This window comes from Deltaproteobacteria bacterium (assembly GCA_016875225.1).
Classification (GTDB): domain Bacteria; phylum Myxococcota_A; class UBA9160; order SZUA-336; family SZUA-336; genus VGRW01.
Genome location: VGRW01000015.1, coordinates 37,683 through 60,514, shown reverse-complemented (window position 1 = coordinate 60,514; position 22,832 = coordinate 37,683). Strand labels below are relative to the sequence as shown.

Sequence of the window (22,832 nt, the reverse complement as noted above, 5' to 3'; positions counted from 1 at the left end):
AAGATCCCGGCCGAGCGCGCGCTCGAGATCGGGCTGGTGAATCGGATCGTCCCGGCCGGGTCGCTTCTCGACGCGGCGTTCGAGTACGCGGACGCGATCGCGGCCAACGCGCCGCTCGCGGTCCGAGCGACACGGTCCGGTGTACGCGAGCTGCTCGCGCTCCCGCTCGAGGAGGCGTGGCGACGCCAGGAGGAGCTCGGCCACCCGCTGCGCAGGACCGAAGACGCGCGCGAGGCGCAGGCCGCGTTCGTCGCCAGGCGCAAGCCGGTCTGGAAGGGGCGCTGAGCCGGGCGATGGCGGACGCGGAGCGCGAGCGCTGGGACCGGATCTGGCGCGAGGCCGGGTCCGCCGACCTCGCCCCTCCGGCCTGGCTCGCCGAGCTCGACGCCGAGCTGCCTCGCGCCGGGCGCGCGCTCGACGTCGCCGCGGGCGCGGGGCGAATTGCGCTGTACTGGGCCGTGCGCGGGCTCGACACGCTGGCGATCGACATCTCCGAGTCCGGGCTGTCGCGCACCCGCGAGGCCGCGGCGAGAGCGAGCCTGCGGCTCCGCACGCGCGCGATCGATCTGGAGCGCGAGGCGATCGGCGAGTCGGGCTTCGCGGCGATCAGCTGCTTCCACTACCTGCAACGCGACCTCTTCCCGGCGCTCGTCGAACGGCTGGCCCCGTACGGCGTGCTGGTGGGCGAGATCGCGACGGTCCGAAACCTGGAGCGCCGCGAGCGGCCGTCGCGCCGCTTCCTGCTGGAGCCGAACGAGCTGCTGCGTCTTTGCGCCCCGCTCGAGATCGTCTACTACCGCGAGGGCTGGGAGGGCGACCGCTGCCAGGCGCGCGTCGTCGCGCGGCGGACGTCCCCGACCTGACTCCCGCTCCGCGTCAGGCTGCGCCGGGCGAGTCCGGACCGAGCCAGGCGAGCAGCGCGTCGGCCAACAGGTCCGGCGCGACCATCGGCAGAAGGTGGCCCGCGTCGAGCGAGCGACACTCGAGCGTGTCGGACTCGGCGCAGAACTTCTCGATGAACGGCAGCGGGAAGTTGCCGCGGCCCGCGTGCAGGAGCAGCCCCGGCACGTGCAGGCCCGCGATCTCGCGCCACGGATCGAAGCCGCCGCCGGTCTCGTAGACGGTCGCTTCGACCTCGCCCGGGCACTTCAGGTCGATCCGGCCGTCGGGCAGATCGGCGAAGGCGTAGCGGAGGTAGAGCTCGAGCGCGCGCGGATCCCAGTCGCCGAAGGTCCCGCGCGCGCGCCACTTCTCTCGCGCGGCCTCGCGCGACGGGAACACGTGCGCGCGCTTGCGCGCGATCTCGGCCGCGGGGTGGGGCGCGTTCGCCGGCGGGCGCCAGCCGCTCGGATCGCCCGCCCGCGGCAGGATCACCGGATCGAGCAGGGCGATGCGCTCGAACAGGTCGGGCCTGCGCGCGGCGGCGGTGAGCACGCAGGTGCCGCCGAAGCTGTGCCCCACGCCGAGCGCCACCCGCGGCCGCGCCAGATCGCGCGTCACGCGCTCGGCGACCGCGATCACGTCGAGCGCGAACTCCTCCCAGGCGTACGGGCCGGGCGGCGCGGGCTTCTCCGAGTCGCCGTGCCCGCGCGAGTCGAAGCCGATCACTCGAAAACGCGGGCGCAGCCGCTCGGCGAGCAGCCCCAGGACGTCGGCGCAGAAGCCGTTCGCGTGCGAGAGCAGGGCCAGCGGCCCGCTCCCGCCCCAGTCGACCAGCGCGAGGTCGATGCCGCGTTCGGGCAGCCGGAGTCGTCGTCGTCGGATCTCGCGCTCTTCGATCACGGCGGCGGATTCTAGACGGCTTTGACCCGCGGCGCGTATCGCTTCAGAATCGCAGCCGCGCGATGCCGCGCAGAGGAAGGTCACGTCATGAAGGCAGCCGTCTTGCGGGGGATCAAGCAGCCCCTCTCGATCGAAGACATCCAGATCGCGAAGCCCGGGCCGCGCGAGGTACTGGTGCGCACCGTCGCCGCGGGCGTGTGCCACAGCGATCTGCACTTCTGGACCGGCGCCTACCAGTACCCGATGCCGGCCGTGCTCGGCCACGAGTCCGCGGGCGTCGTCGAGCAGGTCGGCTCCGACGTGCGCTACGTCGCGCCCGGCGACCACGTGATCACCTGCCTCTCGGTGTTCTGCGGCTCCTGCGAGTACTGCCTCTCCGGCCGGCCCTCGCTCTGCGACAAGGCGGCCACCCGCAGGCCGTTCACCGATCCGCCGCGTCTGTCCAAGGACGGCGCCCCGGTGTGGCAGTTCCTCGACCTGTCCTCGTACGCCGAGCAGATGCTGGTGCACGAGAACGCGATCGTGAAGATCCGCAAGGACATGCCGCTCGACCGCGCGGCGCTGATCGGCTGCGGCGTGACGACGGGCGTCGGCGCGGTGTTCAACACCGCCAAGGTCGCGCCGGGCTCGACGGTCGCGGTGATCGGCTGCGGGGGCGTGGGCCTGTCGGCGATCCAGGGCGCGGCGATCGCGGGCGCGGGCCGCGTGATCGCGGTCGACATGCTCGACTCCAAGCTCGAGCTGGCGCGAAAGATGGGCGCCACCGACGCGGTGAACGCGAAGAAGGGCGATCCGGTCGCGCAGGTGAAGGATCTGACCGGCGGCGGCGTGGACTACTCCTTCGAGGCGATCGGGCTCAAGATCGCCGCGGAGCAGGCGTTCGGCATGCTGAAGAACGGCGGCACCGCGACGGTGATCGGAATGATCCCGATCGGTCAGAAGGTCGAGCTGCCCGGCGTCGACTTCCTGTTCGAGAAGAAGATCCAGGGCTCGAACATGGGCAGCAACCGCTTCCGCACCGACATGCCCAAGTACGTCGACATGTACCTGAACGGCAAGCTGAACCTCGACGACCTGGTCTCGCGCCGGATCAAGCTCGAGGACGTGAACGAGGCGTTCGCGCAGCTCGAGACCGGCGAGGTGGCGCGCAGCGTCATCATGATGAGCTAGGGGAAGGCGAGCCGTGGAGGTCCCGCTCCTGGTCGACGACTTCCTGCGCCGCGCGGCGCAGGTGTATCCCGAGAAGCTCGCGGTCGTCGACGGCGAGCGGCGCTTCAGCTACCGGGAGCTTGCAGCGCGCGTGAACCGGCTCGCGCGCGCGCTGCAGCGGCTCGGCGTCGGGCCGGGCGATCGCGTCTGCATCCTCTCGCCGAACTCGCACTTCTTCCTGGAGAGCTTCTACGCGACCAGCTGGATCGGCGCGATCCTGGTGCCGCTGAACTACCGCCTGCTCGCCGCCGACCACGAGTACATCCTGAACCACGCCGGTGTCGCAACGGTGCTGGTCGACTGGGAGTACGTCGAGGTCGTCGACGGGATCCGGCCGCGGCTCTCGACCGTGCGGAGCTACGTGGTGGCGCAGGAGAGCGGCGCGGCGCCGGCGGGCTGGCTGGACTGGAACGCGCTTCTCGCGGTCGAGTCCGACGAACCTCCGCCCGCGCCGGCGCGCTCGGAGAACGACGTCGTCTCGCTGAACTACACCTCGGGAACCACCGCGCGCCCCAAGGGCGTGATGCTCACGCACCGCAACTGCTACCTGAACGCGTACAACCTGATCGCGCACCTGCGCATCTCGCACGACGACGTGGAGCTCTGGACCCTGCCGATGTTCCACTGCAACGGCTGGGGGGGCGTGTACGCGCTCACCGGAATGGGCGGCACGCACGTCGTGCTGCGCAGCATCGACGCGAAGCGCATCTACGAGCTGATCGAGCAGAACGGCGTCACCTTCGCGTGTATGGCGCCTGCGGTGCTGCGCACGGTGCTCGACTACCCCGACAAGGCGAAGCACGAGATCGCCACGAAGCCGCGCTTCACGGTCGCGGGCGCGCCGCCGCCGGCTGCGTTCATCGAGCGGCTCGAGACGGAGCTCGGCTGGGACTTCATCCAGATCTACGGCCTGACCGAGACCGCGCCGGTGCTGACCGTCTCGCACCCGGACTTCGCGACCGAGAAGGAGGACTGGGCGCGCCGCTCGCGCGCGGGCGTGCCCGCGCTCGGCGTCGAGATCGCCGTGCTCGACGCAAACGAGCAGCCCGTGCCGCGCGACGGCAAGGCCGTCGGCGAGGTCTGCGCGCGCTCCAACGTCGTCTTCGCCGGCTACTGGCTGCAGCCCGAGGAGACCGCGGCGGCCGTGTACGGCGGCTACTTCCACACGGGAGATCTCGCGGTCTGGGACGAGATCGGCTCGATCCACATCGTCGACCGCAAGAAGGACGTGATCATCTCGGGCGGCGAGAACATCAGCTCGCCCGACATCGAGGCCGCGCTGTTCCGCCACCCCGCGGTGCTCGAGTGCGCGGTGATCGGCGTTCCGCACGAGAAGTGGGGCGAGACCCCGAAGGCGCTGGTCGTGCTGCGCCCCGGCAGCTCCGCCGACGAGAAGGAGCTGATCGCGTTCTGCCGCGAGCACCTGGCGCACTTCAAGTGCCCGACCTCGGTCGACTTCATGGACGCGCTCCCGCGCACCGCCACCGGCAAGCTGCAGAAATTCATGCTGCGCGAGAAGTACTGGAAGGGCGGCCGAAGGGTAAACTGATCCCGGGAGGACACCTGCATGACGATCCTGGATCGCTATCTCGCGTATGCGGACGCCTTCGAAGAGAGCCTTCACGACGACGACTGGTCGCGCCTCGAGGTCTATTTCACCCCGGGCGCCGTCTACGAAGGCGAGCCCGCCGCGCGCGGCCGTGCGGCCGTGCTCGCGAAGCTGAAGGCGGGCGTGGACGGATTCGACCGTCGGATGGACAGCCGCACGCCCGACTTCGCCCGGCCCGCCGTGAAGGGGGACACGCTCACGATGAAGTGGTCGGTCTCCTTTACGAAGAAGGGCCTGCCGGATCTGGTCATCTCGGGCGTGGAGACGGCCGAGTTCGAGGGAGATCGGATCGCGCTGCTTCGCGACGACTTCGATCCGGCCGCGCAGAAGGCGATGGGCGAGTGGATGGCCAAGCACGCGAAGGCGCTCGGATGATGAAACGCGCGCTCGCCGCGCTCTCGGTCCTCTTCGGCGCCTCGGGCGGCGCGGCCAGCGCGGACCTCGCGGTCGGCGCGCGCGCGCCCGACTTCGCGCTGCAGGGCAGCGACGGCAAGACCTGGACGCTCGCCGAGTTCGCCGGGAAGGAAGGCGTGGTCCTGGCCTGGTTCCCGAAGGCCTTCACCCCTGGCTGAAGCGCGGAGCTCGCGGCGCTGCGTGACAGCGCCGAGGCGATCGGGGCGTTCCGCGCGTCCGTCTTCATGGTGAGCCTGGATTCGCCGGAGAAGAACGCCGAGTTCGCAAAGTCGCTCGAGTCGAAGCACGTGCTGCTCTCCGACCCGACCGGCGAGACGGCGAAGGCGTACGGCGTGTCGGGGCTCGGCGGGCTCTTCGCCAAGCGCTGGACCTTCTACATCGATTCCGACGGAATCGTGCGCAAGATCGACAAGAACGTGAGCACGTCGACCGCCGGCCAGGACATCGCGCGAACGCTGGAAGAGCTCGGCTTCCCGCGCCGCTAGGCCGCGCGCGCGAGCAGCGACCCCCAGGCGAGGCCGCCGCCGAAGGCCGCGACCAGCAGCTGATCGCCCGACTCGAAGCGATCCGCCGCCAGCGCCTCCGAGAGCACCGTGACCCAGCCCGCCGAGCTCGTGTTGCCGTAGCGGTCGATGTTGAACAGGTGCCGGCTCGCGTCGATGCCGAGCGTCTTGCACAGCGCGTCGAGCATCGACAGGTTCGCCTGGTGACCGATGAAGAAGTCGACGTCGTCCATCGACAGCCGGTGCTTCGCGAGGAAGGCCTGGATCTCGCCCGGGATCTCGTTCACGACGAAGTCGAAGACCTCGCGGCCGGACTGCTGGAAGCGGCCGAAGTGCGGGGCGACGCCGCCGAAGTGATCGTCCCGCGTGGCGCCCTGCGGCGCCGGAATCGCGTCGCGGATCGAGACCGACGGCGACGCGCCGGGGGCGCTCGCGTTGATCACGCAGGCGCCGCGCCCGCCGATCGCGACGTCGACGAGCTCGAGCCGGCCCGGCTCGCTCGAGACCACGATCGCCGACGCCGCGTCGCCGAACAGGATCGCCGAGGTGCGGTCGGCGTAGTCGGTCTGGATCGTGAACGGCTCGCCGTTCACGATCAGGATCCTGCGGTAGCTGCCGAGCTGCAGCAGGCCGCGCGCGACCTCGAGCGCGTACACCACCGACGAGCACGCGTTCTTGAGCTGGAACGCCGGCACGCGCAGCCCGTAGTGCTGCGAGATCATGTTGCCCGGCCCAGGGTACTGCAGGTCGTCCGTGCAGCTCGCGGACAGGATCAGATCGACGCTTGCGAGATCGAACCCGGTCGTCTCGATCAGCCGATCGACCGCGCGGCGACCGATCTCGAAGACCGGAAAGCTGCCGCGGTAGTCGCTCATCGTGCGCCGCTCGGCGATTCCGACCCGGCCGCGGATCCACGCGTCGGTCGTGTCGAGGATCCCCTCGAAGAAGCGGTTGTCGAGCACGGTCTCGGGCACGTAGTGGCTGACGTGATTCAGGAAGACTCTGCGCGGCAGCATCGGCAATCCATCCGCAAGTCGGTTCAACGGCGGTGAGGGGATGCGAGATCCGTTCCGGCGCGGAACGCCGCGCCGGCCGTGCGCCAGCGGGTCGGAGATCCTGCCTGCCTCCCAAAATGGGCGTCGGACTGCCCTCGGGTGGGCAGGGCGGGGCGCGATCTGGGACAATCCCAACCCCGAAACGAGGAGTGCGAGATGTCCGGTCTGCCGACCACGCCCGAGATGAACGACCTGCGCATGTCGGAGGGCGCGAGGCCCCTGTACGGCCGGGTCAAGGAGTTCATCCAGAAGGAGGTCGAGCCGATCACGACCGAGTTCTACCGCCTCGGCGCCGACCGCGCGGAGCGCTGGTCCTGGGCGCCGGGGCAGCTCGAGCTGCTCGACTCGGTGAAGGCCCGGGCGAAGGCGAACGGGCTCTGGAACTTCTTTCTGCCCGACGCCGAGACGGGGCAGGGGCTCGCGAACCTGGACTACGCCTACATCGCCTCGGAGCTGGGCAAGAACCCGCTCGCCTCGGAGTGCCTGAACTGCTCCGCTCCCGACACGGGGAACATGGAGGTGCTCGAGCGCGTCGGCACCAAGGAGCAGAAGAAGCGCTGGCTCGAGCCGCTGCTGAACGGCGAGATCCGCTCCGCCTACGCCATGACCGAGCCCGACCGCATGTCGTCGGACGCGAAGAACATCGCCTGCCGCGCGGTGCTCGTCGGCGACGAGTGGGTGATCGACGGCGAGAAGTTCTACATCTCGGGCGCGGGCGATCCGCGCTGCAAGATCATGATCGTGATGGTGCAGACCAATCCGGACGCGCCGCAGCACCTGCGCCAGTCGCAGATCCTCGTGCCGACGAACACGCCGGGTTACGAGATTCTCGGCGCGATGCAGGTCTTCGGCAAAGACGACGCGCCGCACGGCCACATGCACATCCGCTTCAAGAACTGCCGTGTGCCCAAGGAGAATCTCCTGCTCGGCGAGGGGCGCGGCTTCGAGATCTCGCAGGTGCGGCTCGGCCCCGGCCGGATCCACCACTGCATGCGCTCGATCGGCGCTGCGGAGCGCGCGATCGAGCTGATGGCGAAGCGCGGACTCACGCGCGAGGCGTTCGGCAAGCGGCTCGCGAACCTGGGCCGCACCGCCGAGACGATCGCGAAGTCGCGCATCGAGATCGAGGCGATGAGGCTCATGGTCTTGAAGGCCGCGAAAGCGATGGACGTGCTGGGCAACCAGCAGGCGCGCTCCTGGGTCAGCGCCGTGAAGGCGATGGTGCCCGAACGCGTGTGCAAGATCATCGACGAGGCGATCCAGCTCCACGGCGCCGCCGGCGTCTCGCAGTGGACGCCGCTCGCCGAGATGTACGCGAGCCAGCGCACCCTGCGGCTCGCCGACGGGCCCGACGAAGTGCACTGGTTCGTCGTCGGTCGCGCGGAGCTCGCGTACTGGACCGAGCAAGGCGCGAGCGACTACGACCTGAAGGCGAGCTTCCTGTCGCGTCCGAGCGAAGGCAAGGTCTTCAGCGGTCCGTGAGGCGGCGCGCAGCCGGCGCTCGGTCGCGATCGCGCTTGCGTCCTGCGCCGCGGTGACGCGCGTGGGAAAGCACGCCGTCGTGCACAGGTACACGCGACGCGTCTTCCACTCGACGCGGGCAGCTGGAAGATCTCCATGACGGAGAGCTACGACGCAGAAGGCCGGCCCTGCAGCGTGAGCGAAGCGCACGCGCTGAACTGCCACGGCGTGCCCGTGCTCCGGACCACGCTCGAGGTCCTTCACGATCTTGCGGCAGACCGCTACCTGGTGACGGGGCTCGACGACGGCCGGCGCCGCTACCGCTTCGCCGAGGGCAGCGACCCGCACGAGTTCAGCCCGAACGCGCTCACGTACCACGTTCGCTAGCGCGAGAAGCGACCGGACATCCGATTGGAGACTTTGATGACTCGTGCGACCCGGCTGGTGACTCTCTTCATACTCCTGCTCATCGCGGCGGCCTCACGCGCGGACTCGCCCGCCCCTGGCGAATACCGCGTGCCAAAGAGCGCGGCCGTGGTGCGGCTCCTGACCGCGACCCAGACGCCACAGGGCGTGTTCAATGCGCGGTCCGGTCGGATCGCGCTGGTCTACCGCGAGACTCTGGTTCCGGTCGGGCGGATCGCGCGGCCGCACCTCGGCCTCGCGGGCTTCTGGCTCGATCCCGAGATCAGAAGCTCGGGCTACGACTCCTGGATCGAGCGGGTCGTCGTGCTCGACGCGCGCACCGGGGCCACGCTCGCGACCTGGGTGCCGGCGGGCGAGCCGGCGCTGGACCATGTCGAGTTCTCGCCCGACGGCCGCCACCTGAGTGCGATCCGCTTCCGAACCGGCGGGCCGCGCCTGGCGCTTTTCGACGTCGATGCCGGCGCCGAGCGCGTGCTGCCGGTCGCCGTCAATCCCGGCTTCGAAGCGCCTTGTGACTGGATCGCCGACGGAGCGCTGCTGTGTCGGGTGGTGCCAGACGAGCAGGCGCCGCCGCCGGCCGCGTTCGTGTCGCCGAACATCATCGAGCACGCCGGTGGCGCGGCCCGGACTCGCACTTACAGCAATCTGCTGGACGATGCCTACGAGGAGGCCCTCTTCGAGCACTACTTCAGCTCGACGCTCGCGGTCGTCGACGTCGGCGGTCGCGTCCAGCGCATCGAAGGGGCAACGGGTCTGCTGGCCCGTGTGACTCCGTCGCCCGATGGCAAGCGGGCCTTGGTGATCCGTCTTGCGCGTCCGTACTCGCACTTGCTCACTGCGTCTCACTTCGGCCGCGAGGTCGAGCTCTGAGACCTCGAGCGTGGGCGGCGCACCGAGGCACCCTCGCTGCCGCAGCCGCGCGGCATCACGCCGACGCAGGGCCCGGGCCTGCCGAGCTTCGCCTGGCAGCACGACTCCCAGGCTCTGGGCTGGACCGAAGTGCTCGACGGTGGCGGCGAGCGCTGGGTCGCGCTCGATCCCCCGTACAGCGCGGCGCCGCGCGAGGTGACGCGCAGCGCCGGCGGCATCGGCCGCTTCGGCTGGACCGAGCGCGGAACGGCGCTCTTCACCCAGCTCGCGGAGCACGGCACGAAGATCCGCTACTTCGTCGTTGCGCCGGACCGATCGGCGAAGCTCGCCTGGGAGGGGGCGGTGAAGGACGTCCACGACGACCCCGGCCGCGCGGTGAGGCGGGACGGAAATCGCGGACCGATCGTCGAGAGCGATCGGCGCATCCTCCTGATGAGCGACGGACTCAGCGACGACGGCCCTCGACCCCACGTCGACGCGCTCGATCTCGACACGCTCGAGATCGAGCGGCTGCTCACGGCGCGAGAGGGCGTCTACGAGCGAATGGTCGCGCTGGTAGACGCGAAGATGAGCACGATCCTGACCGTGCGAGAGTCCGAGACCGAGCCGCCGCGGCTCTTCTCCGTGCAGACCGCGACCGGTGAGCACACCCCTATCGGAGCGCTCTCCAACCCGTTTCCGGAGCTCGACGGCGTCGAGCGCAGGAACGTCAGCTTCGAGCGCAACGACGGCGTGCGGCTGAACGGCATGCTGTACCTGCCGCGGGATCGCGACCCGGCCAAGCCTCTGCCGACGCTGGTGTGGATCTATCCGGCGGAGTTCACGGACGAGCAGTACGCCGAGCAGATGGACGCGCGGCGCTTCCGTTTCCACCAGATCAAGGAGGCTTCGCCGATCGCCGCGGTGCTCGAAGGCTACGCGCTTCTGCTCAATCCGACGGTGCCGATCATCGGCGAGGGCGAGACGGCGAACGACACCTACGTCCCGCAGCTGGTCTCGAGCATGGAGGCGGCGATCGACTACCTGGTCGAGAACGGGATCTCCGACCGCGGGCGCATCGCCGTGGCGGGGCGCAGCTACGGCGCCTTCTCGACCGCGAACCTGCTGGTGCACTCGAACCTGTTCCGCACCGGCATCGCGATCAGCGGGGCCTACAACCGCACGCTCACGCCTTTCGGATTCCAGCACGAGAAGCGCTCGTTCTGGGAGGCGACCGACTTCTACACGCGAATGTCGCCGTTCTATCGCGCCGACGAGATCGACGAGCCTTTCCTGCTCATGCACGGCGGCGTCGATGACAACCCGGGCACGCCGACGCTGCAGGCCCGCCGCTTCTTCCACGCTCTGGTCGGAAACGGTGTGAACGTGCGGTACGTGGAGCTGCCGCACGAGCGGCACCACTACCGCGCGCGGGAGAACGTGCTCCACACCTCGGCAGAGATGCTCGACTGGCTCGACCGCACGATCGGACCTGGGTCGCAGGCGGCTCCCGCGGCGAAGTCGACCGCTCGCTGAGGCCGCGCGTGGCGCTCGTCCAGTTTTCTGGCCAGTCGCGAGAGCGCTGACAACCGCGCTTGCGTCCCCGTTGGGTTTCGCGCGGGGGCGACCGAAGAAGCGCCATATGGGCTCGGAGCGTCGACGGGATCCGCGAATCCGCTGCAACATTCCGTGTGACTTCCGCATCGCGGGGCGCACGCTCAGAGGCAAGCTCCGGGACGTGTCGGCCAGCGGACTCAGTGTCACGGCGGAGGCTCCCGGGGCCGACCAAGGCGATGCGGTCACAGTGACTCTGCGGGTGGACGGGCTCGAGATCGAGGTCCGCGCCCTCGTCTGGCACGTGCGAACGCCGAGCCGCGCCGCGGGCGACAAGGGCGAGCGCGTCTTCGGGCTCGTGGTGTCCGACAGCGCGCCGGAGTTCGCCCGTATGGTGGCGCGGCTCTGTGCGAAGCGTGCGCAGCCCACGTCCGCGCCGTGCCCGCCGCCGCCTGCGCCGCTACGATCCGGCGAGTCGCGGCCTTCGGCCCCGGGCGCGATCGCGCGCGCCCGAGACTCGCTCGAGCTCGCGAGCCCTGAGCCGCCCCGAGTTCGCGAGTATCGGATCCGCATCCAGCAGAAGGGCGCTCCTCGCACCTGTCAGATCGTGGCGAGCGGCGTCACCCAGGAAGCTGCGGTCGAGGCGGCGCTATCCGAAGTGGGCCAAGGCTGGATCGTGCTCGAGGTCGTCGTCGTCCGCTGACCCTCCGCGTCGGGTCTGGATCCATCCACCCGCACGCCGGTAGACTGCGTGCAAAGGGAGGGACCATGGCCGCGACGTCCATCGACCGCGTTCTCGACGAAGCCATCGCAAGCAGCACCGCGCCGGGAATCGTCGCGCTCGCCGCCGACGAGAGCGGCATCTTCTACCAGGGCGCGCGCGGCCGCGTGGCGCCCGGCGCGGCGGCGCCCGTCGCGCTCGACTCCGTGTTCCGGATCGCGTCGATGACCAAGGCGATCACGTCGGCGGCGGCGATGAAGCTGGTCGAGCAGGGCAAGCTAGGGCTCGAGCAGCCGATGGCCGAGATCGCGCCAGAGCTCGCCGAGGTCGTGATCCTGCTCGGCTTCGACGGCGACGGCGACGGCACGCCGCGCACGCGCAAGCCGCGGCGCGCGATCACGCTGCGGCACCTGCTGACGCACACCTCCGGCTTCTCGTACGACCTGTTCAACAAGGACGTGGCCCGGTACATGGAACACGAGGGGCTGCCGTCCATCGCGACGTGCATGAACCGCTCGCTGCGCGCGCCGCTCCTGTTCGAGCCCGGGGAGCGCTGGGAATACGGCATCGGAATCGACTGGGCGGGGAAGCTCGTCGAGGCCGCGAGTGGCCGGAAGCTCGAGCGCTACCTGCAGGACGAGTTCTTCCATCCGCTCGGCATGAAGGACACGAGCTTCGTCCTGCGCGACGACATGAGCCGGCGGCTCGTCGCCGCGACGCAGCGCCAGCCCGACGGCGCGATCGCGCGCATCGACTTCGAGTTCCCGCAGGACGCCGACTTCCACATGGGCGGCGGCGGACTCTACTCGACCGGGCCGGACTACCTGCGCTTCACGCGCATGCTGCTCGGCGGCGGCGCACTCGATCGCGTGCGCGTGCTCGCGCCCGAGACCGTGAAGCGGATGGGCGAGAACGCGATCGGCGACATCGCGGTTCCGCCGCTCGCGAGCGACAACCCCGCGATGGCGATTCCGTACGAGTTCTGGCCGGGTCAGATCAAGCGCTGGGGTCTGGCCTACATGCTCAACACGGAGGACGTCGCGGGCGGTCGCGCCGCCGGAAGCTGCACCTGGGCCGGCGTGCACAACACGTTCTTCTGGATCGATCCCGCGCGGCGCCGCACGGCGGTGCTGATGATGCAGATCCTGCCCGCGAACGATGCCAAGGTGATCGCCACGCTCGAGAGCTTCGAGCGCGCGGTCTACGCGACGAGCCCGCGCTGAAGAGAGGCCGGCTGGGGTGGATGAGGGGATTCGAACCCCCGACCCTCGGGACCACAACCCGATGCTCTAACCAGCTGAGCTACATCCACCGCGCGGGCGCCCATCTTAGACGATCTCCGGGGCCGTGCCACGGGCCCGCGGGGCGCCTTCGGCTTGGTTGACACCCCGGGGCAGGTGCTTTCCTTCGCGAGGGCATGGACCTCGAGAAGCTGACCCAGAAGAGCCGCGAGGCGCTTTCCTCCGCCCAGTCCACGGCCGCGCAGTTCGGCCATACCGAAGTCGATGCCGAGCATCTTGCGCACGCGTTGCTTGCACAAGAGGGGGGCCTCGCGTCGCGCCTGTTCGAGAAGATGGGCGTGCCGGTCGACCCGTTCCGAAAGCGCCTCGATCAGGAGCTGGAGCGACGGCCGCGGGTCTCGGGCCCGGGCCGCGAGGCCGGCAAGGTCTACATCACGGGTCGTCTCGAGCAGATTCTGGTGCGCGCGCAGCAGGCGACCGAGCAGTTCAAGGACGAGTACGTCTCGGTCGAGCACCTGGTGCTCGCGCTTCTGGCCGAGCCGGCGTCGAGCGCGGTCGGCAAGGTCTTCGCGGAGTTCCGCGTCACGCCCGACCGGTTCCTGAAGGCGCTCCAGGAAGTGCGCGGCGGGCAGCGCGTGACCAGCGCGGATCCGGAGGCCTCGTACGAGGCGCTCGAGAAGTACGGCCGCGACCTGGTGAAGATGGCGCGCGACGGGAAGCTCGACCCGGTGATCGGCCGCGACGAGGAGATCCTGCGCGCGATCCGCATCCTCTCGCGCAAGACCAAGAACAACCCGGTGCTGATCGGCGAGCCGGGCGTCGGCAAGACGGCGATCGTCGAGGGTCTCGCGCAGCGCATCGTGCGCGGGGACGTGCCGGAGGGTCTGAAGGACAAGCTCGTGATCGCGCTCGACATGGGCGCGCTGATCGCGGGCGCGAAGTACCGCGGCGAGTTCGAGGAGCGGCTGAAGGCCGTGCTGAAGGAAGTGAAGGACAGCGAAGGCCGGATCCTGCTCTTCATCGACGAGCTGCACACGATCGTGGGCGCGGGCGCGGCCGAGGGCGCGATGGACGCCGGCAACATGCTGAAGCCCATGCTCGCGCGCGGCGAGCTGCACTGCATCGGCGCCACCACGCTCGACGAGTACCGCAAGCACATCGAGAAGGACGCGGCGCTGGAGCGGCGCTTCCAGTCCGTGCTGGTCGAGCCGCCGAGCGTCGAGGACACGGTCTCGATCCTGCGCGGCCTGCGCGAGCGCTTCGAGGTGCACCACGGCGTGCGCATCCAGGACGCGGCGCTGGTCGCCGCCGCGCAGCTCTCCGACCGCTACATCACCGACCGCTTCCTGCCCGACAAGGCGATCGACCTGGTCGACGAGGCGTGCGCGACGATCCGCACCGAAATCGACTCCATGCCGAGCGAGCTCGACCAGGTGAACCGGCGCACGCTGCAGCTCGAGATCGAGGACGCGGCGCTGGCCAAGGAGACCGACGCGGCCTCGCGCGGCCGGCTCGAGAACCTGCGCCGCGAGCTCGCCGAAGTCCGCGAGAAGCGCGACGCGCTGAAGGCGCAGTGGGAGAACGAGAAGGCCGAGCTGCAGCGGCTGCAGGGCCTGCGCGCGCAGATCGAGAAGGTGAGCCACGAGATCGAGACCGCCGAGCGCGCCTACGACCTGAACAAGGTGGCGGAGCTGAAGCACGGGCAGCTGCCCCAGCTGCAGCAGAAGCTCGCCGACGAAACCGCGAAGCTCGAGAAGGCCTCGGGCGGAAAGCGCCTGCTCCGCGAAGAGGTGACCGAGCCCGAGATCGCCGAGATCGTCTCGCGCTGGACGCGGATCCCCGTCTCGCGTCTGGTCGAGAGCGAGCGCGAGAAGCTGCTGCGCCTGGACGAGGTCCTGCACGAGCGCGTGATCGGCCAGGACGAGGCCGTGCGCGGCGTGGCCGACGCGATCCTGCGCGCGCGCGCGGGCGTCCAGGATCCGCGCCGCCCGATCGGCTCGTTCATCTTCCTGGGGCCCACCGGCGTGGGCAAGACGGAGCTCGCCAAGACGCTCGCCGCGGCGCTGTTCGACTCCGAAGAGAACATGGTGCGCATCGACATGTCCGAGTACATGGAGAAGCACGCGGTCTCGCGGCTGATCGGCGCGCCTCCGGGCTACGTCGGCTACGACGAGGGCGGCCAGCTGACCGAGGCGGTGCGGCGGCGGCCCTACTCGGTGGTGCTCTTCGACGAGATCGAGAAGGCGCACCACGACGTGTTCAACGTGCTGCTGCAGATCCTCGACGACGGAAGGCTCACCGACTCGCACGGCCGCACCGTGAACTTCCGCAACACCGTGATCATCATGACCAGCAACATCGCCTCGCCGCTTCTGCTCGAGGGCGTGAACGCCCGCGGCGAGATCGAGCCGGCCGTGCGCGACGCGGTCTGGAAGGAGCTTCGCGCGCACTTCCGCCCGGAGTTCCTGAACCGCGTGGACGACACGATCCTGTTCAAGCCGCTCCAGCCGGCGGAGATCGCGAAGATCGTCGGCCTGCTCGCCGCCAACCTGCGGGCGCGGCTCGCCGATCGGAAGGTCGGTCTCGAGCTCACCGAGGCCGGCACCGCGCTGATCGCGACCTCTGGCTTCGATCCGGTCTTCGGCGCGCGGCCGCTGCGGCGCTTCATCCAGCGCGAGGTCGAGACCCGAGTCGCCCGCGCGCTGATCGGCGGCGGAGCGCCAGAGGGCGCCGTGGTCCGGGTCGACGCGAAGAACGGCGAGCTCCAGGTCGAGATCGACACCAGCCAGGCGGAGTCGGCCTGAGCTAAGCTCGGGGCTCGATGCGCAAGCTCGGCCTCGCCGCCGCGTTCGTCCTCGGCCTCGCGCTGATCGCCTACGCGGCCGGGCTCGGCATCTACGCCGTGGCCTCGACCCGACCGCGAATCTCGACCCAGCCGCGCACGCCGGACGAGGCCCGACGCTCGCTCGCCCGGCTCGGTCTCGCGGACGCGTACCCGTTCGCGAGCCGCTTCGCGCTGACTCCGCACGGGCGCATGCACTACGCGGAGCAGGGCGAGGGGAAGACCGTGCTCTGCCTGCACGGCAACGGCCGCTGGTCGCTCGAGTGCGCCGAGGTGCTGCGCGCGCGCTCGCGAAGCGCGCGGGTGATCGCGCCCGACCTGGTCGGCTTTGGACTCTCCGAGAAGCCCGCGCGGCTGCCCGCCGACGCGATCGACGCGCACGCGGTGGACCTGGCGGCCCTGGTCGCCGCGCTCGACCTTCGCGACGTGCAGCTCGTCGTCTCGAAGTCGAGCGCGCCGATCGCGCTCCGGCTCGCGCGGCTCGCGCCCGAGCGCGTCCGCTCGACGGTGATCGAGGACGATTCGCTTCCGGGCCCCGGCGCCGCCTCGCGCCTCGCGCACACGCCGCTGCTCGGAGAGCTCGTCGTGCAGGGGCTCGGCGCCCTCTCGCCGGGCCTCGCGCGCGGGCCCTACGGCCGCGTCCAGGCCAGCTGGGACGAGCGCGCGAGCAGCCTTGCGCTCGCGCGCTCCCGCTAGCGGCTACACTGGATCCGAGCCTGGCGGATCATCTGACCAAACTCGCCGAACGGATCGAGCGTCGACCCTGGAATCGGCCCGGAACCGACAAGACCTGGGTGCTGGCCGCACTGTCCGAGCACCAGAAGTGGCTGCGAGCGATCAAGCGCGCGAAGCGTGACCGAGCGCGCTAGCGCCTTCGAGGTCGGCCTCGCAGCCTTGGCCGCGGCCGGCGTCGATTTCATGCTCGTCGGCGCCGGCGGGATCAACTTCTATGCGAGGGATCCCGCGCATGCCTTCGCGCGGTCGGCTACCCGAAGTCCGGGTGCACCAGGCGGATCAGGATTCCGAACACGGGGCGCACGATCTGGCCGAAGCCGAACCAGACCGCGAAGAGCCCCGCCATCGCGATCGCCGGGGTTCGCAGCGCCTGGCGAACCCGCAGCCCGGCGTGCTCGGGCAGAAGCAACGTGATCGCGCTGGCGCCGTCGAGCGGCGGCACCGGCGCCAGGTTGAACAGACACAGAACCGTGTTGAGCACGAGCATCATCGAGAGGAATCGCCCCAGGCCGTCGACCGGATCGGACTCCGCGAAGACCAGGCGCGTGGCGTCGACCTGGTCGGGCGAGAGGAACACGCCGGCGTCGAGCCCGACGCGCAGCGCGACGAGCGCCGCGAGCGCGAGCGCCGCGTTCGCGGCCGGCCCCGCGGCGGCCATCCAGGCCGCGCGCCGCGGGTAGCGCTCCTCCCAGCGCGGGTCGTAGGGCGTGCTCGCCCAGCCGATCGGAAACCCGCCGCTGATGGTCGAGATCAGCGGCACCAGCACCATGCCGAACGGCTCGCGTCGCATGTGCGGAATCGGATTCAGGCTCACCTGGCCGCCGCGATAGGCGGTCGGGTCGCCGCCCAGCCAGGCCGCCCAGGCGTGTGCGGCCTCGTGCGCGGTGATCGAGACGACGAACACGATCAGCCAGACGACGGGCTCGAGCCCGCTCAACTGAACCAGCCCTTGCGCAGCGCCAGCCCCTCCTCGATCAGGAGCGAGATCTCGTCCTTTACGCGCCCGACGTGGCGCGAGATCGCCTCGTCGTCCTCGTTCGCGTCGCCCTCGAAGCGGATCGGGTCGCCGAAGTGGATGCGGTACTTCACCGGCAGCGGCAGGTAGCCGAGCAGCCCCAGCCACGGGAAGAACCAGGTCACGGGAAACGCCGGCGCGCCGATCAGCTTCGCGAGCGCCTTCGAGTCGACCAGGCCGGGGCTCTGCTCCTCGGAGCCGACGATCCCCACCGGGACGATCGGCGTCTTCGTCTGCAGCGCGAGCCGCACGAATCCGGTGCCGAAGCGCTGCAGCTTGTAGCGCTGCGAGAAGGGCTTGATGAACCCGCGCGAGCCCTCGGGGAAGACCATGATCGCCTCCTCGCGCTCGAGCAGGCGTGCGCAGTTCTCCGGCGTGCCGACCACCGCACCCGCGCGGTGGATCAGCTCGCTCCACCACGGAATCCGCGGCAGGTAGAACTCCGCCATCGCGCGCACCAGCCGCGGCGGCTCGGCCTCGAGCAGCATCGAGAGCCCGAGCATCGCGCCGTCCATCGGCAGGGTGTTCCCGGCGTGATTGGCGATCAGCAGCACGCGCCCGTCGGGGACCTTCTCGATCCCGCGGGTCTCGACCCGGAAGTAGTACCGGTACAGGAACGCGCCGATCGCGCTGGTCGTGTGCGCGAAGTCCAGGCTCGCGCCGAACGGGTCGTAGCCGTACTCGTTCAGCGTCGTCGGAATCCGGGCGAGCCGTTCGTCGACCTCGTCCGAGAGCGCGCGGAGCGCGAGGGGGAGTGGCAGTTCCATGTCTGTCCCTATAATCGCCGGTCCGCGCCCGTAGCTCAATGGATAGAGCATCTGACTTCGGATCAGAGGGTTGGGGGTTCGAGTCCCTCCGGGCGCGCCAGTCGATGGGGAGGAGCCGGGTTTGGAGCTGCGATCCTTGCGCGCCTGCGCGTGCGCCCTGGCGCTGTTGCTCGCGCTCGCCTGCGAGCGGGCGGAGCGGAAGGGGCCGGACGAGGCGGTGACGCAGCCGTCGGCGCCGACCGCGAGCGAGGCGCTCGGACCTGGCGAGGCGCGCGTCGACGTCGACGAGGGCGGCGTGACGATCGAGTGCCAGGCGGCGGCGCGCGGGCTTCTGCTCGAGAAGCTCGCGCGCGAGGGTCGCTTCGAGCTGGTCGGGGATCTAGATGCGCGGCCGCTCACGCTCGAGCTGCGGGGGCAGCCGATCGAGACGGTGATCGCGGCGCTGCTCGAGGACCTGCCGTACCGCGCGCAGTGGCGTTTCGACGCGAAGACCGATCGCCACGAGCTCGCGCGCCTCGAGGTGGGCGAGATCCGGGCCGCGGGCGCGACCGCGGCCGCGACCGGCGAGAGCGCGGCCGAGAAGGCGAAGCGGCGCGAGCTCGCCGACACGCTGCGGCAGCAGATCCGCGAGCGGCGTGAGCAGGATCGCGGCAGCGAGGAGCAGAAGGCGGAGCTCGCGGCGCGGCGCGAGGAGCGCGCGCGGAGCCAGGCCGACCTGCTCGAGCAGCTGCGCAGCAGCAATCCCGAGATGCGCATCGAGGCGATCGAGGGGCTCGATCCCGAGGGGCCAGCGCTCGCGGCGCTGCTCGAGGTGCTGCGCAGCGACCCGGACGCGCGCGTGCGCGAGAAGGCGGCGGAGCAGGGCGGCGAGGCCGACGGGTTCCTGGCCTGCGCGGGTCTGCTCGACGCGCTCGGCGACCGAGAGCCGGCCGTGGTGCTGCGCGCGCTTGCCTCGCTCGAGTTCACCTGTGACGAGACGGTCCTGCCGATCGTGCAGAAACACTGCGATCCGGCCACGGATCCGGCGGTGCAGGCGCGCTGCGCGGAGGCGATCGACTTCCTGCAGTAGTACGCTGCCTGGATGGCCGAGCCCGCGCGGTGGGATTTCTGGATCGACCGCGGTGGAACGTTCACCGACTGCATCGGCCGCGATCCCGCGACCGGGCGGCTTCACGTCGCAAAGCGCCTATCGTCGGACCGCGCGCCGCTCGAGGCGATCCGCGAGCTTCTCGGCATCGCGGCCGACGCGCCGATTCCCGCCTGCGACATCCGCATGGGCACGACGCTCGCGACCAACGCGCTGCTCGAGCGCAAGGGCACGGGCTTCGCGCTCGCGATCACGCGCGGCTTCGGCGATCTGCTCGCGATCGGAACCCAGGCGCGGCCGCGGATCTTCGACCTCGAGATCAGAAAGCCCGAGCAGCTCTACCGCGAGGTGCTCGAGATCGACGCGCGCGCGGACGCAAACGGCCGCGTGCTCGCGCGCCCGGATCCCGCACGGCTTCGCGCCGAGCTGTCGCGGCTGCGCGAGCGCGGCTTCGCGAGCCTGGCCGTGGTGGTCCTGCACGCGTACCGGGCCGGCGCGCTCGAGCGCGAGATCGGCGAGGCCGCGCGCGCGGTCGGCTTCGGCCACGTCGCGCTCTCGCACGAGGTCGCCTCCGAGATCGGCATGCTCGCGCGCGGCGACACCGCCTGCGTCGACGCCTACCTGACGCCGCTGCTCCGCGACTACGTGGCCGGGCTGCGCAGAGAGCTTCCCGGCAGCCGGATCGCGATCATGCAGTCGAGCGGCGGGCTGACCGACGCGTCGCGCTTCCGCGGCCCGCACGCGATCCTCTCCGGACCCGCGGGCGGCGTCGTCGCTTACGCGCACGTCGCGCGGGCGATGGGCGCCGAGCGCGCGATCGGCTTCGACATGGGCGGCACCTCGACGGACGTCTCGCGCGTCGAGGCGGCGCCGGCCGGCGATTTCGAGTTCGAGCGCGTCTACGAGACCGAGACCGCCGGCGTGCGCGTGTTCGCGCCGATGCTCGCGATCCACACCGTCGCCGCGGGCGGCGGGTCGCTGTGCCGCTACGACGGCCAGCGCTTCCGCGTCGGGCCCGAGAGCGCGGGTGCGACGCCGGGGCCGCTCTGCTACGGACACGCCGAGGCAGCCGAGCCGACGATCACCGACATGAACGTCGCGCTCGGCCGGCTCGTCGGCGATCGGTTTCCGTTTCCGCTCGATCGCGTTCGAGTCGAGCGGGCGCTCGACACGCTCGAAGCGCGCCTGCGCGCGCAAGGCGTGCTGCGCGCGCGCGACGAGATCGCCGCGGGATTCGTCGAGATCGCCAACGCCAACATGGCCGAGGCGATCCGGAAGGTCTCGGTCGCGCGCGGCTACGACGTGCGCGACCACGCGCTGGTCGTGTTCGGCGGCGCCGGTGGCCAGCACGCCTGCGCGCTCGCGCGCCGGCTGGGCATCCGGCGCGTGCTGCTGCACCCGCTCGCGGGCGTGCTCTCCGCGTACGGGATGGGCCTCGCCGACGTCTCCTGGCACGGAGAGGCCGACCTCGGCCGCCGGGAGCTCGCGCCGGAATTGTCGGGCGAGCTCGAGCCCGTCTTCGCGGAGCTCGAGGCGCGCGGGCGGCAAGCGCTCGCGGAGCAGGGCTTCGCGCCGGAGCGCATCGCGGTTCTTCGCCGGCTCGACCTGCGCTACCGCGGCACGGAGTCCGCGCTTCGGATCCTGCTCGGCGACGCCGGCCGCCTGCGCGCGGAGTTCGAGGCCGCGCACGCGCGCGGCTTCGGCTATGCGCGAAGCGGCCACCCGGTCGAGGCCGTGGTGGCGCGCGTCGAGGTGCGCGGGCGACACCCGGAGGTGTCGGTCTCGCACGAGTCGCGTCGCGGCTCCGAAGCGCCCGCGCCGCTCCGCCGCGCGCGTGTCTTCTGCGGCGCGAGCTGGGCCGAGGACGTCCCGGTCTACGCGCGCGAGGCGCTTCCCGCGGGATGGCGGCTTCGCGGGCCGGCGCTGGTGCTCGAGGCGACCGGCACGCTGGTCGTCGAGCCGGGCTTCGAGCTCGAGATCGACGCCGAGGGGCGGATCGCGCTCGTCGATCTGGAGGGCGAAGCGTCGCGCCCGAAGGCGAGCGCCGAGGTCGACCCGGTGCGGCTCGAGATCATGAACAACCTGTTCATGTCGATCGCCGAGCAGATGGGCGTCGTGCTGCGGCGCACGGCGCTCTCGACGAACATCCGCGAGCGGCTCGACTTCTCCTGTGCGGTCTTCGACCGCGACGCGGGCCTGGTCGCGAACGCCCCGCACATTCCCGTGCACCTGGGCGCGATGGGCGAGTCGGTCCGCGCGGTGATCGAGGCGCACCCCGATCCGCTTCCCGGCGACGTCTTCGTGAGCAACGACCCCGCGGCCGGCGGCTCGCACCTTCCCGACATCACCGTCGTCACGCCCGTGCACGACGACGCCGGACGCTTGCGCTTCTTCACCGCCAGCCGGGGCCACCACTCCGACGTGGGCGGAATCACGCCGGGATCGATGCCTGCGTTCTCGCGCCGGCTGGACGAAGAGGGCGTCGTGCTGCGCGCGCTGCGCGTGGTGCGCGGCGGCGTGTTCGACCGGGCGGCGGTGCTCGCGGCGCTCTCGGGCGCGCGGTTCCCGGCGCGGAATCCGCAGGAGAACCTGGCCGATCTCGAGGCGGCGATCGCGGCGAACCGCACCGGCGCGCGACTCCTGCTCGACATGGTCGGGCGGCACGGCGGCGAGGTCGTGGACACCTACATGGGCTTTGTACAGGACAACGCCGCGGCAAAGGTCGCCGAGGAGATAGCGAAGCTCCCGGACGGCGAGCACGTCTTCCGCGACGCGCTCGACGACGCCACACCGATCTGCGTCGCGCTGCGAGTGCGCGGAAGTGAGATGGAGATCGACTTCGCCGGCACCGGGCCCGAGGTCGATGGCAACCTGAACGCGCCGCGCGCGGTGACGATCGCGGCGGTGATCTACGTGCTCCGCGCGCTGGTCGGAACCGACCTTCCGCTGAACTCCGGCTGCCTGCGGCCGGTGACGATCCGGATCCCCGAGCGGAGCGTGCTCTCTCCCGGACCCGAGCGCGCGGTCTGCGGCGGAAACGTCGAGACCAGCCAGCGCGTCGTCGACGTCCTGCTCGGCGCGCTCGGCAAGCTCGCCGCCTGTCAGGGCACGATGAACAACCTCTCGTTCGGCAACGCGCGCTTCGGCTACTACGAGACGATCGGGGGCGGGGCGGGGGCGGGCGAGGGCTTCGCGGGCGCGTCGGGCGTGCACACGCACATGACGAACACGCGGATCACCGATCCCGAGGTGCTCGAGAGCCGCTTCCCGGTCCGGCTGGTCGAGTTCGCGCTGCGGCGCGGGTCCGGCGGCGCCGGGCGATTCCGCGGCGGCGACGGGCTCGTGCGCGAGCTCGAGTTCCTGGAGCCGATGCGCGTCTCGATCCTGTCGGAGCGGCGCGTGCGCGAGCCGTTCGGACTGGCCGGCGGCGGGCCGGGCGCGCGCGGGAGCAACAGCCACGCGGGGCGCGAGCTCGGCGGCAAGTGCGACTTCGACGTCGCGTCCGGCGAGCGCGTCCGGATCGAGACGCCGGGCGGCGGCGGCTTCGGGGCGCCGGTCTAGC

At 70.9% G+C, this 22,832-nt stretch carries 21 protein-coding genes and 2 tRNA genes; 18 read left to right on the top strand and 5 right to left on the bottom strand.

All coding sequences use genetic code 11. The features are described from left to right. Positions 1-285, top strand: a 285-nt coding sequence (locus tag FJ108_06135) for a hypothetical protein (GenBank protein MBM4335479.1), incomplete at its 5' end; no start/stop codon positions are given. A gap of 8 nt (positions 286-293) precedes the next feature. Continuing rightward, a complete protein-coding gene (locus FJ108_06130; protein ID MBM4335478.1) occupies positions 294-863 on the top strand; it encodes a class I SAM-dependent methyltransferase in 570 nt (189 codons plus the stop codon). 13 nt (positions 864-876) lie between these two features. On the opposite strand, the gene FJ108_06125 is transcribed toward FJ108_06130, so the two are convergent. Then, entirely contained in the window at positions 877-1,986 is a 1,110-nt protein-coding gene (locus tag FJ108_06125; protein MBM4335477.1) for an alpha/beta hydrolase, read from the bottom strand. On the opposite strand from FJ108_06125, the gene FJ108_06120 reads away from it, so the two are divergent. Genes FJ108_06120 through FJ108_06100 form a run of 5 tightly spaced genes read left to right on the top strand, consistent with a single transcriptional unit; the run spans position 1,870 to position 5,499 of the window. Next, positions 1,870-2,952 (top strand): Zn-dependent alcohol dehydrogenase, encoded by a 1,083-nt coding sequence (locus FJ108_06120; GenBank protein MBM4335476.1) that lies wholly within the window; start codon positions 1,870-1,872, stop codon positions 2,950-2,952. The genes FJ108_06125 and FJ108_06120 overlap by 117 nt on opposite strands. A 13-nt stretch (positions 2,953-2,965) precedes the next feature. Then, positions 2,966-4,540, top strand: a complete 1,575-nt coding sequence (locus tag FJ108_06115; protein MBM4335475.1) for a long-chain-fatty-acid--CoA ligase — start codon at positions 2,966-2,968, stop codon at positions 4,538-4,540. An 18-nt stretch (positions 4,541-4,558) separates the two neighbouring features. Continuing rightward, positions 4,559-4,975: a nuclear transport factor 2 family protein gene (locus FJ108_06110; protein ID MBM4335474.1), complete on the top strand. Its 417-nt coding sequence runs from the start codon at positions 4,559-4,561 to the stop codon at positions 4,973-4,975. Continuing rightward, positions 4,972-5,172: a redoxin domain-containing protein gene (locus FJ108_06105; GenBank protein MBM4335473.1), complete on the top strand. Its 201-nt coding sequence runs from the start codon at positions 4,972-4,974 to the stop codon at positions 5,170-5,172. Before FJ108_06110 ends, FJ108_06105 begins: the two co-directional genes overlap by 4 nt. An 18-nt stretch (positions 5,173-5,190) precedes the next feature. After that, positions 5,191-5,499, top strand: a complete 309-nt coding sequence (locus tag FJ108_06100) for a redoxin domain-containing protein (GenBank protein ID MBM4335472.1) — start codon at positions 5,191-5,193, stop codon at positions 5,497-5,499. Here FJ108_06100 and FJ108_06095 read toward each other — a convergent pair. Beyond that, a complete protein-coding gene (locus FJ108_06095; GenBank protein MBM4335471.1) occupies positions 5,496-6,533 on the bottom strand; it encodes a ketoacyl-ACP synthase III in 1,038 nt (345 codons plus the stop codon). The genes FJ108_06100 and FJ108_06095 overlap by 4 nt on opposite strands. 195 nt (positions 6,534-6,728) lie before the next feature. On the opposite strand from FJ108_06095, the gene FJ108_06090 reads away from it, so the two are divergent. The 6 genes from FJ108_06090 (at position 6,729) to FJ108_06065 (ending at position 12,806) form a co-directional block, all read left to right on the top strand. Next, positions 6,729-8,054 (top strand): acyl-CoA dehydrogenase, encoded by a 1,326-nt coding sequence (locus tag FJ108_06090; GenBank protein MBM4335470.1) that lies wholly within the window; start codon positions 6,729-6,731, stop codon positions 8,052-8,054. 42 nt (positions 8,055-8,096) lie between these two features. Further along, positions 8,097-8,420: a DUF1329 domain-containing protein gene (locus FJ108_06085; protein ID MBM4335469.1), complete on the top strand. Its 324-nt coding sequence runs from the start codon at positions 8,097-8,099 to the stop codon at positions 8,418-8,420. Positions 8,421-8,549: 129 nt separating this feature from the next. Beyond that, entirely contained in the window at positions 8,550-9,329 is a 780-nt protein-coding gene (locus tag FJ108_06080; GenBank protein ID MBM4335468.1) for a hypothetical protein, read from the top strand. A 129-nt stretch (positions 9,330-9,458) separates the two neighbouring features. Continuing rightward, positions 9,459-10,844, top strand: coding sequence for a S9 family peptidase (locus FJ108_06075; protein ID MBM4335467.1), 1,386 nt, complete (start codon positions 9,459-9,461; stop codon positions 10,842-10,844). Positions 10,845-10,950: 106 nt separating this feature from the next. Further along, the gene (locus FJ108_06070; protein ID MBM4335466.1) at positions 10,951-11,565 is read left to right on the top strand and encodes a PilZ domain-containing protein; all 615 of its coding nucleotides are present in this window, start codon (positions 10,951-10,953) and stop codon (positions 11,563-11,565) included. A gap of 65 nt (positions 11,566-11,630) precedes the next feature. Next, positions 11,631-12,806 (top strand): beta-lactamase family protein, encoded by a 1,176-nt coding sequence (locus FJ108_06065; GenBank protein ID MBM4335465.1) that lies wholly within the window; start codon positions 11,631-11,633, stop codon positions 12,804-12,806. A gap of 12 nt (positions 12,807-12,818) precedes the next feature. Here FJ108_06065 and FJ108_06060 read toward each other — a convergent pair. Further along, positions 12,819-12,895 (bottom strand) — tRNA-His (locus FJ108_06060). 105 nt (positions 12,896-13,000) lie between these two features. Here FJ108_06060 and clpB point away from each other — a divergent pair. Both clpB and FJ108_06050 read left to right on the top strand, forming a co-directional pair. Next, positions 13,001-15,628: an ATP-dependent chaperone ClpB gene (gene clpB, locus FJ108_06055; protein MBM4335464.1), complete on the top strand. Its 2,628-nt coding sequence runs from the start codon at positions 13,001-13,003 to the stop codon at positions 15,626-15,628. Between the two features lie 17 nt (positions 15,629-15,645). Then, a complete protein-coding gene (locus tag FJ108_06050; protein MBM4335463.1) occupies positions 15,646-16,362 on the top strand; it encodes an alpha/beta fold hydrolase in 717 nt (238 codons plus the stop codon). A 289-nt stretch (positions 16,363-16,651) separates the two neighbouring features. Here the strand turns inward: FJ108_06050 and FJ108_06045 are convergent, their stop codons facing one another. Together FJ108_06045 and FJ108_06040 are read right to left on the bottom strand one after the other, a co-directional pair. After that, a complete protein-coding gene (locus FJ108_06045; protein MBM4335462.1) occupies positions 16,652-17,338 on the bottom strand; it encodes a hypothetical protein in 687 nt (228 codons plus the stop codon). Then, complete coding sequence (locus FJ108_06040) at positions 17,335-18,234, bottom strand: acyltransferase family protein (protein ID MBM4335461.1); 900 nt, start codon at positions 18,232-18,234, stop codon at positions 17,335-17,337. Before FJ108_06040 ends, FJ108_06045 begins: the two co-directional genes overlap by 4 nt. Here FJ108_06040 and FJ108_06035 point away from each other — a divergent pair. The 3 genes from FJ108_06035 (at position 18,208) to FJ108_06025 (ending at position 22,831) form a co-directional block, all read left to right on the top strand. Then, positions 18,208-18,283: transfer RNA gene (locus tag FJ108_06035), tRNA-Arg, on the top strand. The genes FJ108_06040 and FJ108_06035 overlap by 27 nt on opposite strands. Before the next feature lie 21 nt (positions 18,284-18,304). Beyond that, entirely contained in the window at positions 18,305-19,252 is a 948-nt protein-coding gene (locus tag FJ108_06030; protein ID MBM4335460.1) for a HEAT repeat domain-containing protein, read from the top strand. Between the two features lie 12 nt (positions 19,253-19,264). Further along, positions 19,265-22,831, top strand: coding sequence for a 5-oxoprolinase (locus FJ108_06025; GenBank protein MBM4335459.1), 3,567 nt, complete (start codon positions 19,265-19,267; stop codon positions 22,829-22,831). The last annotated feature ends 1 nt before the right edge of the window (position 22,832 follow it).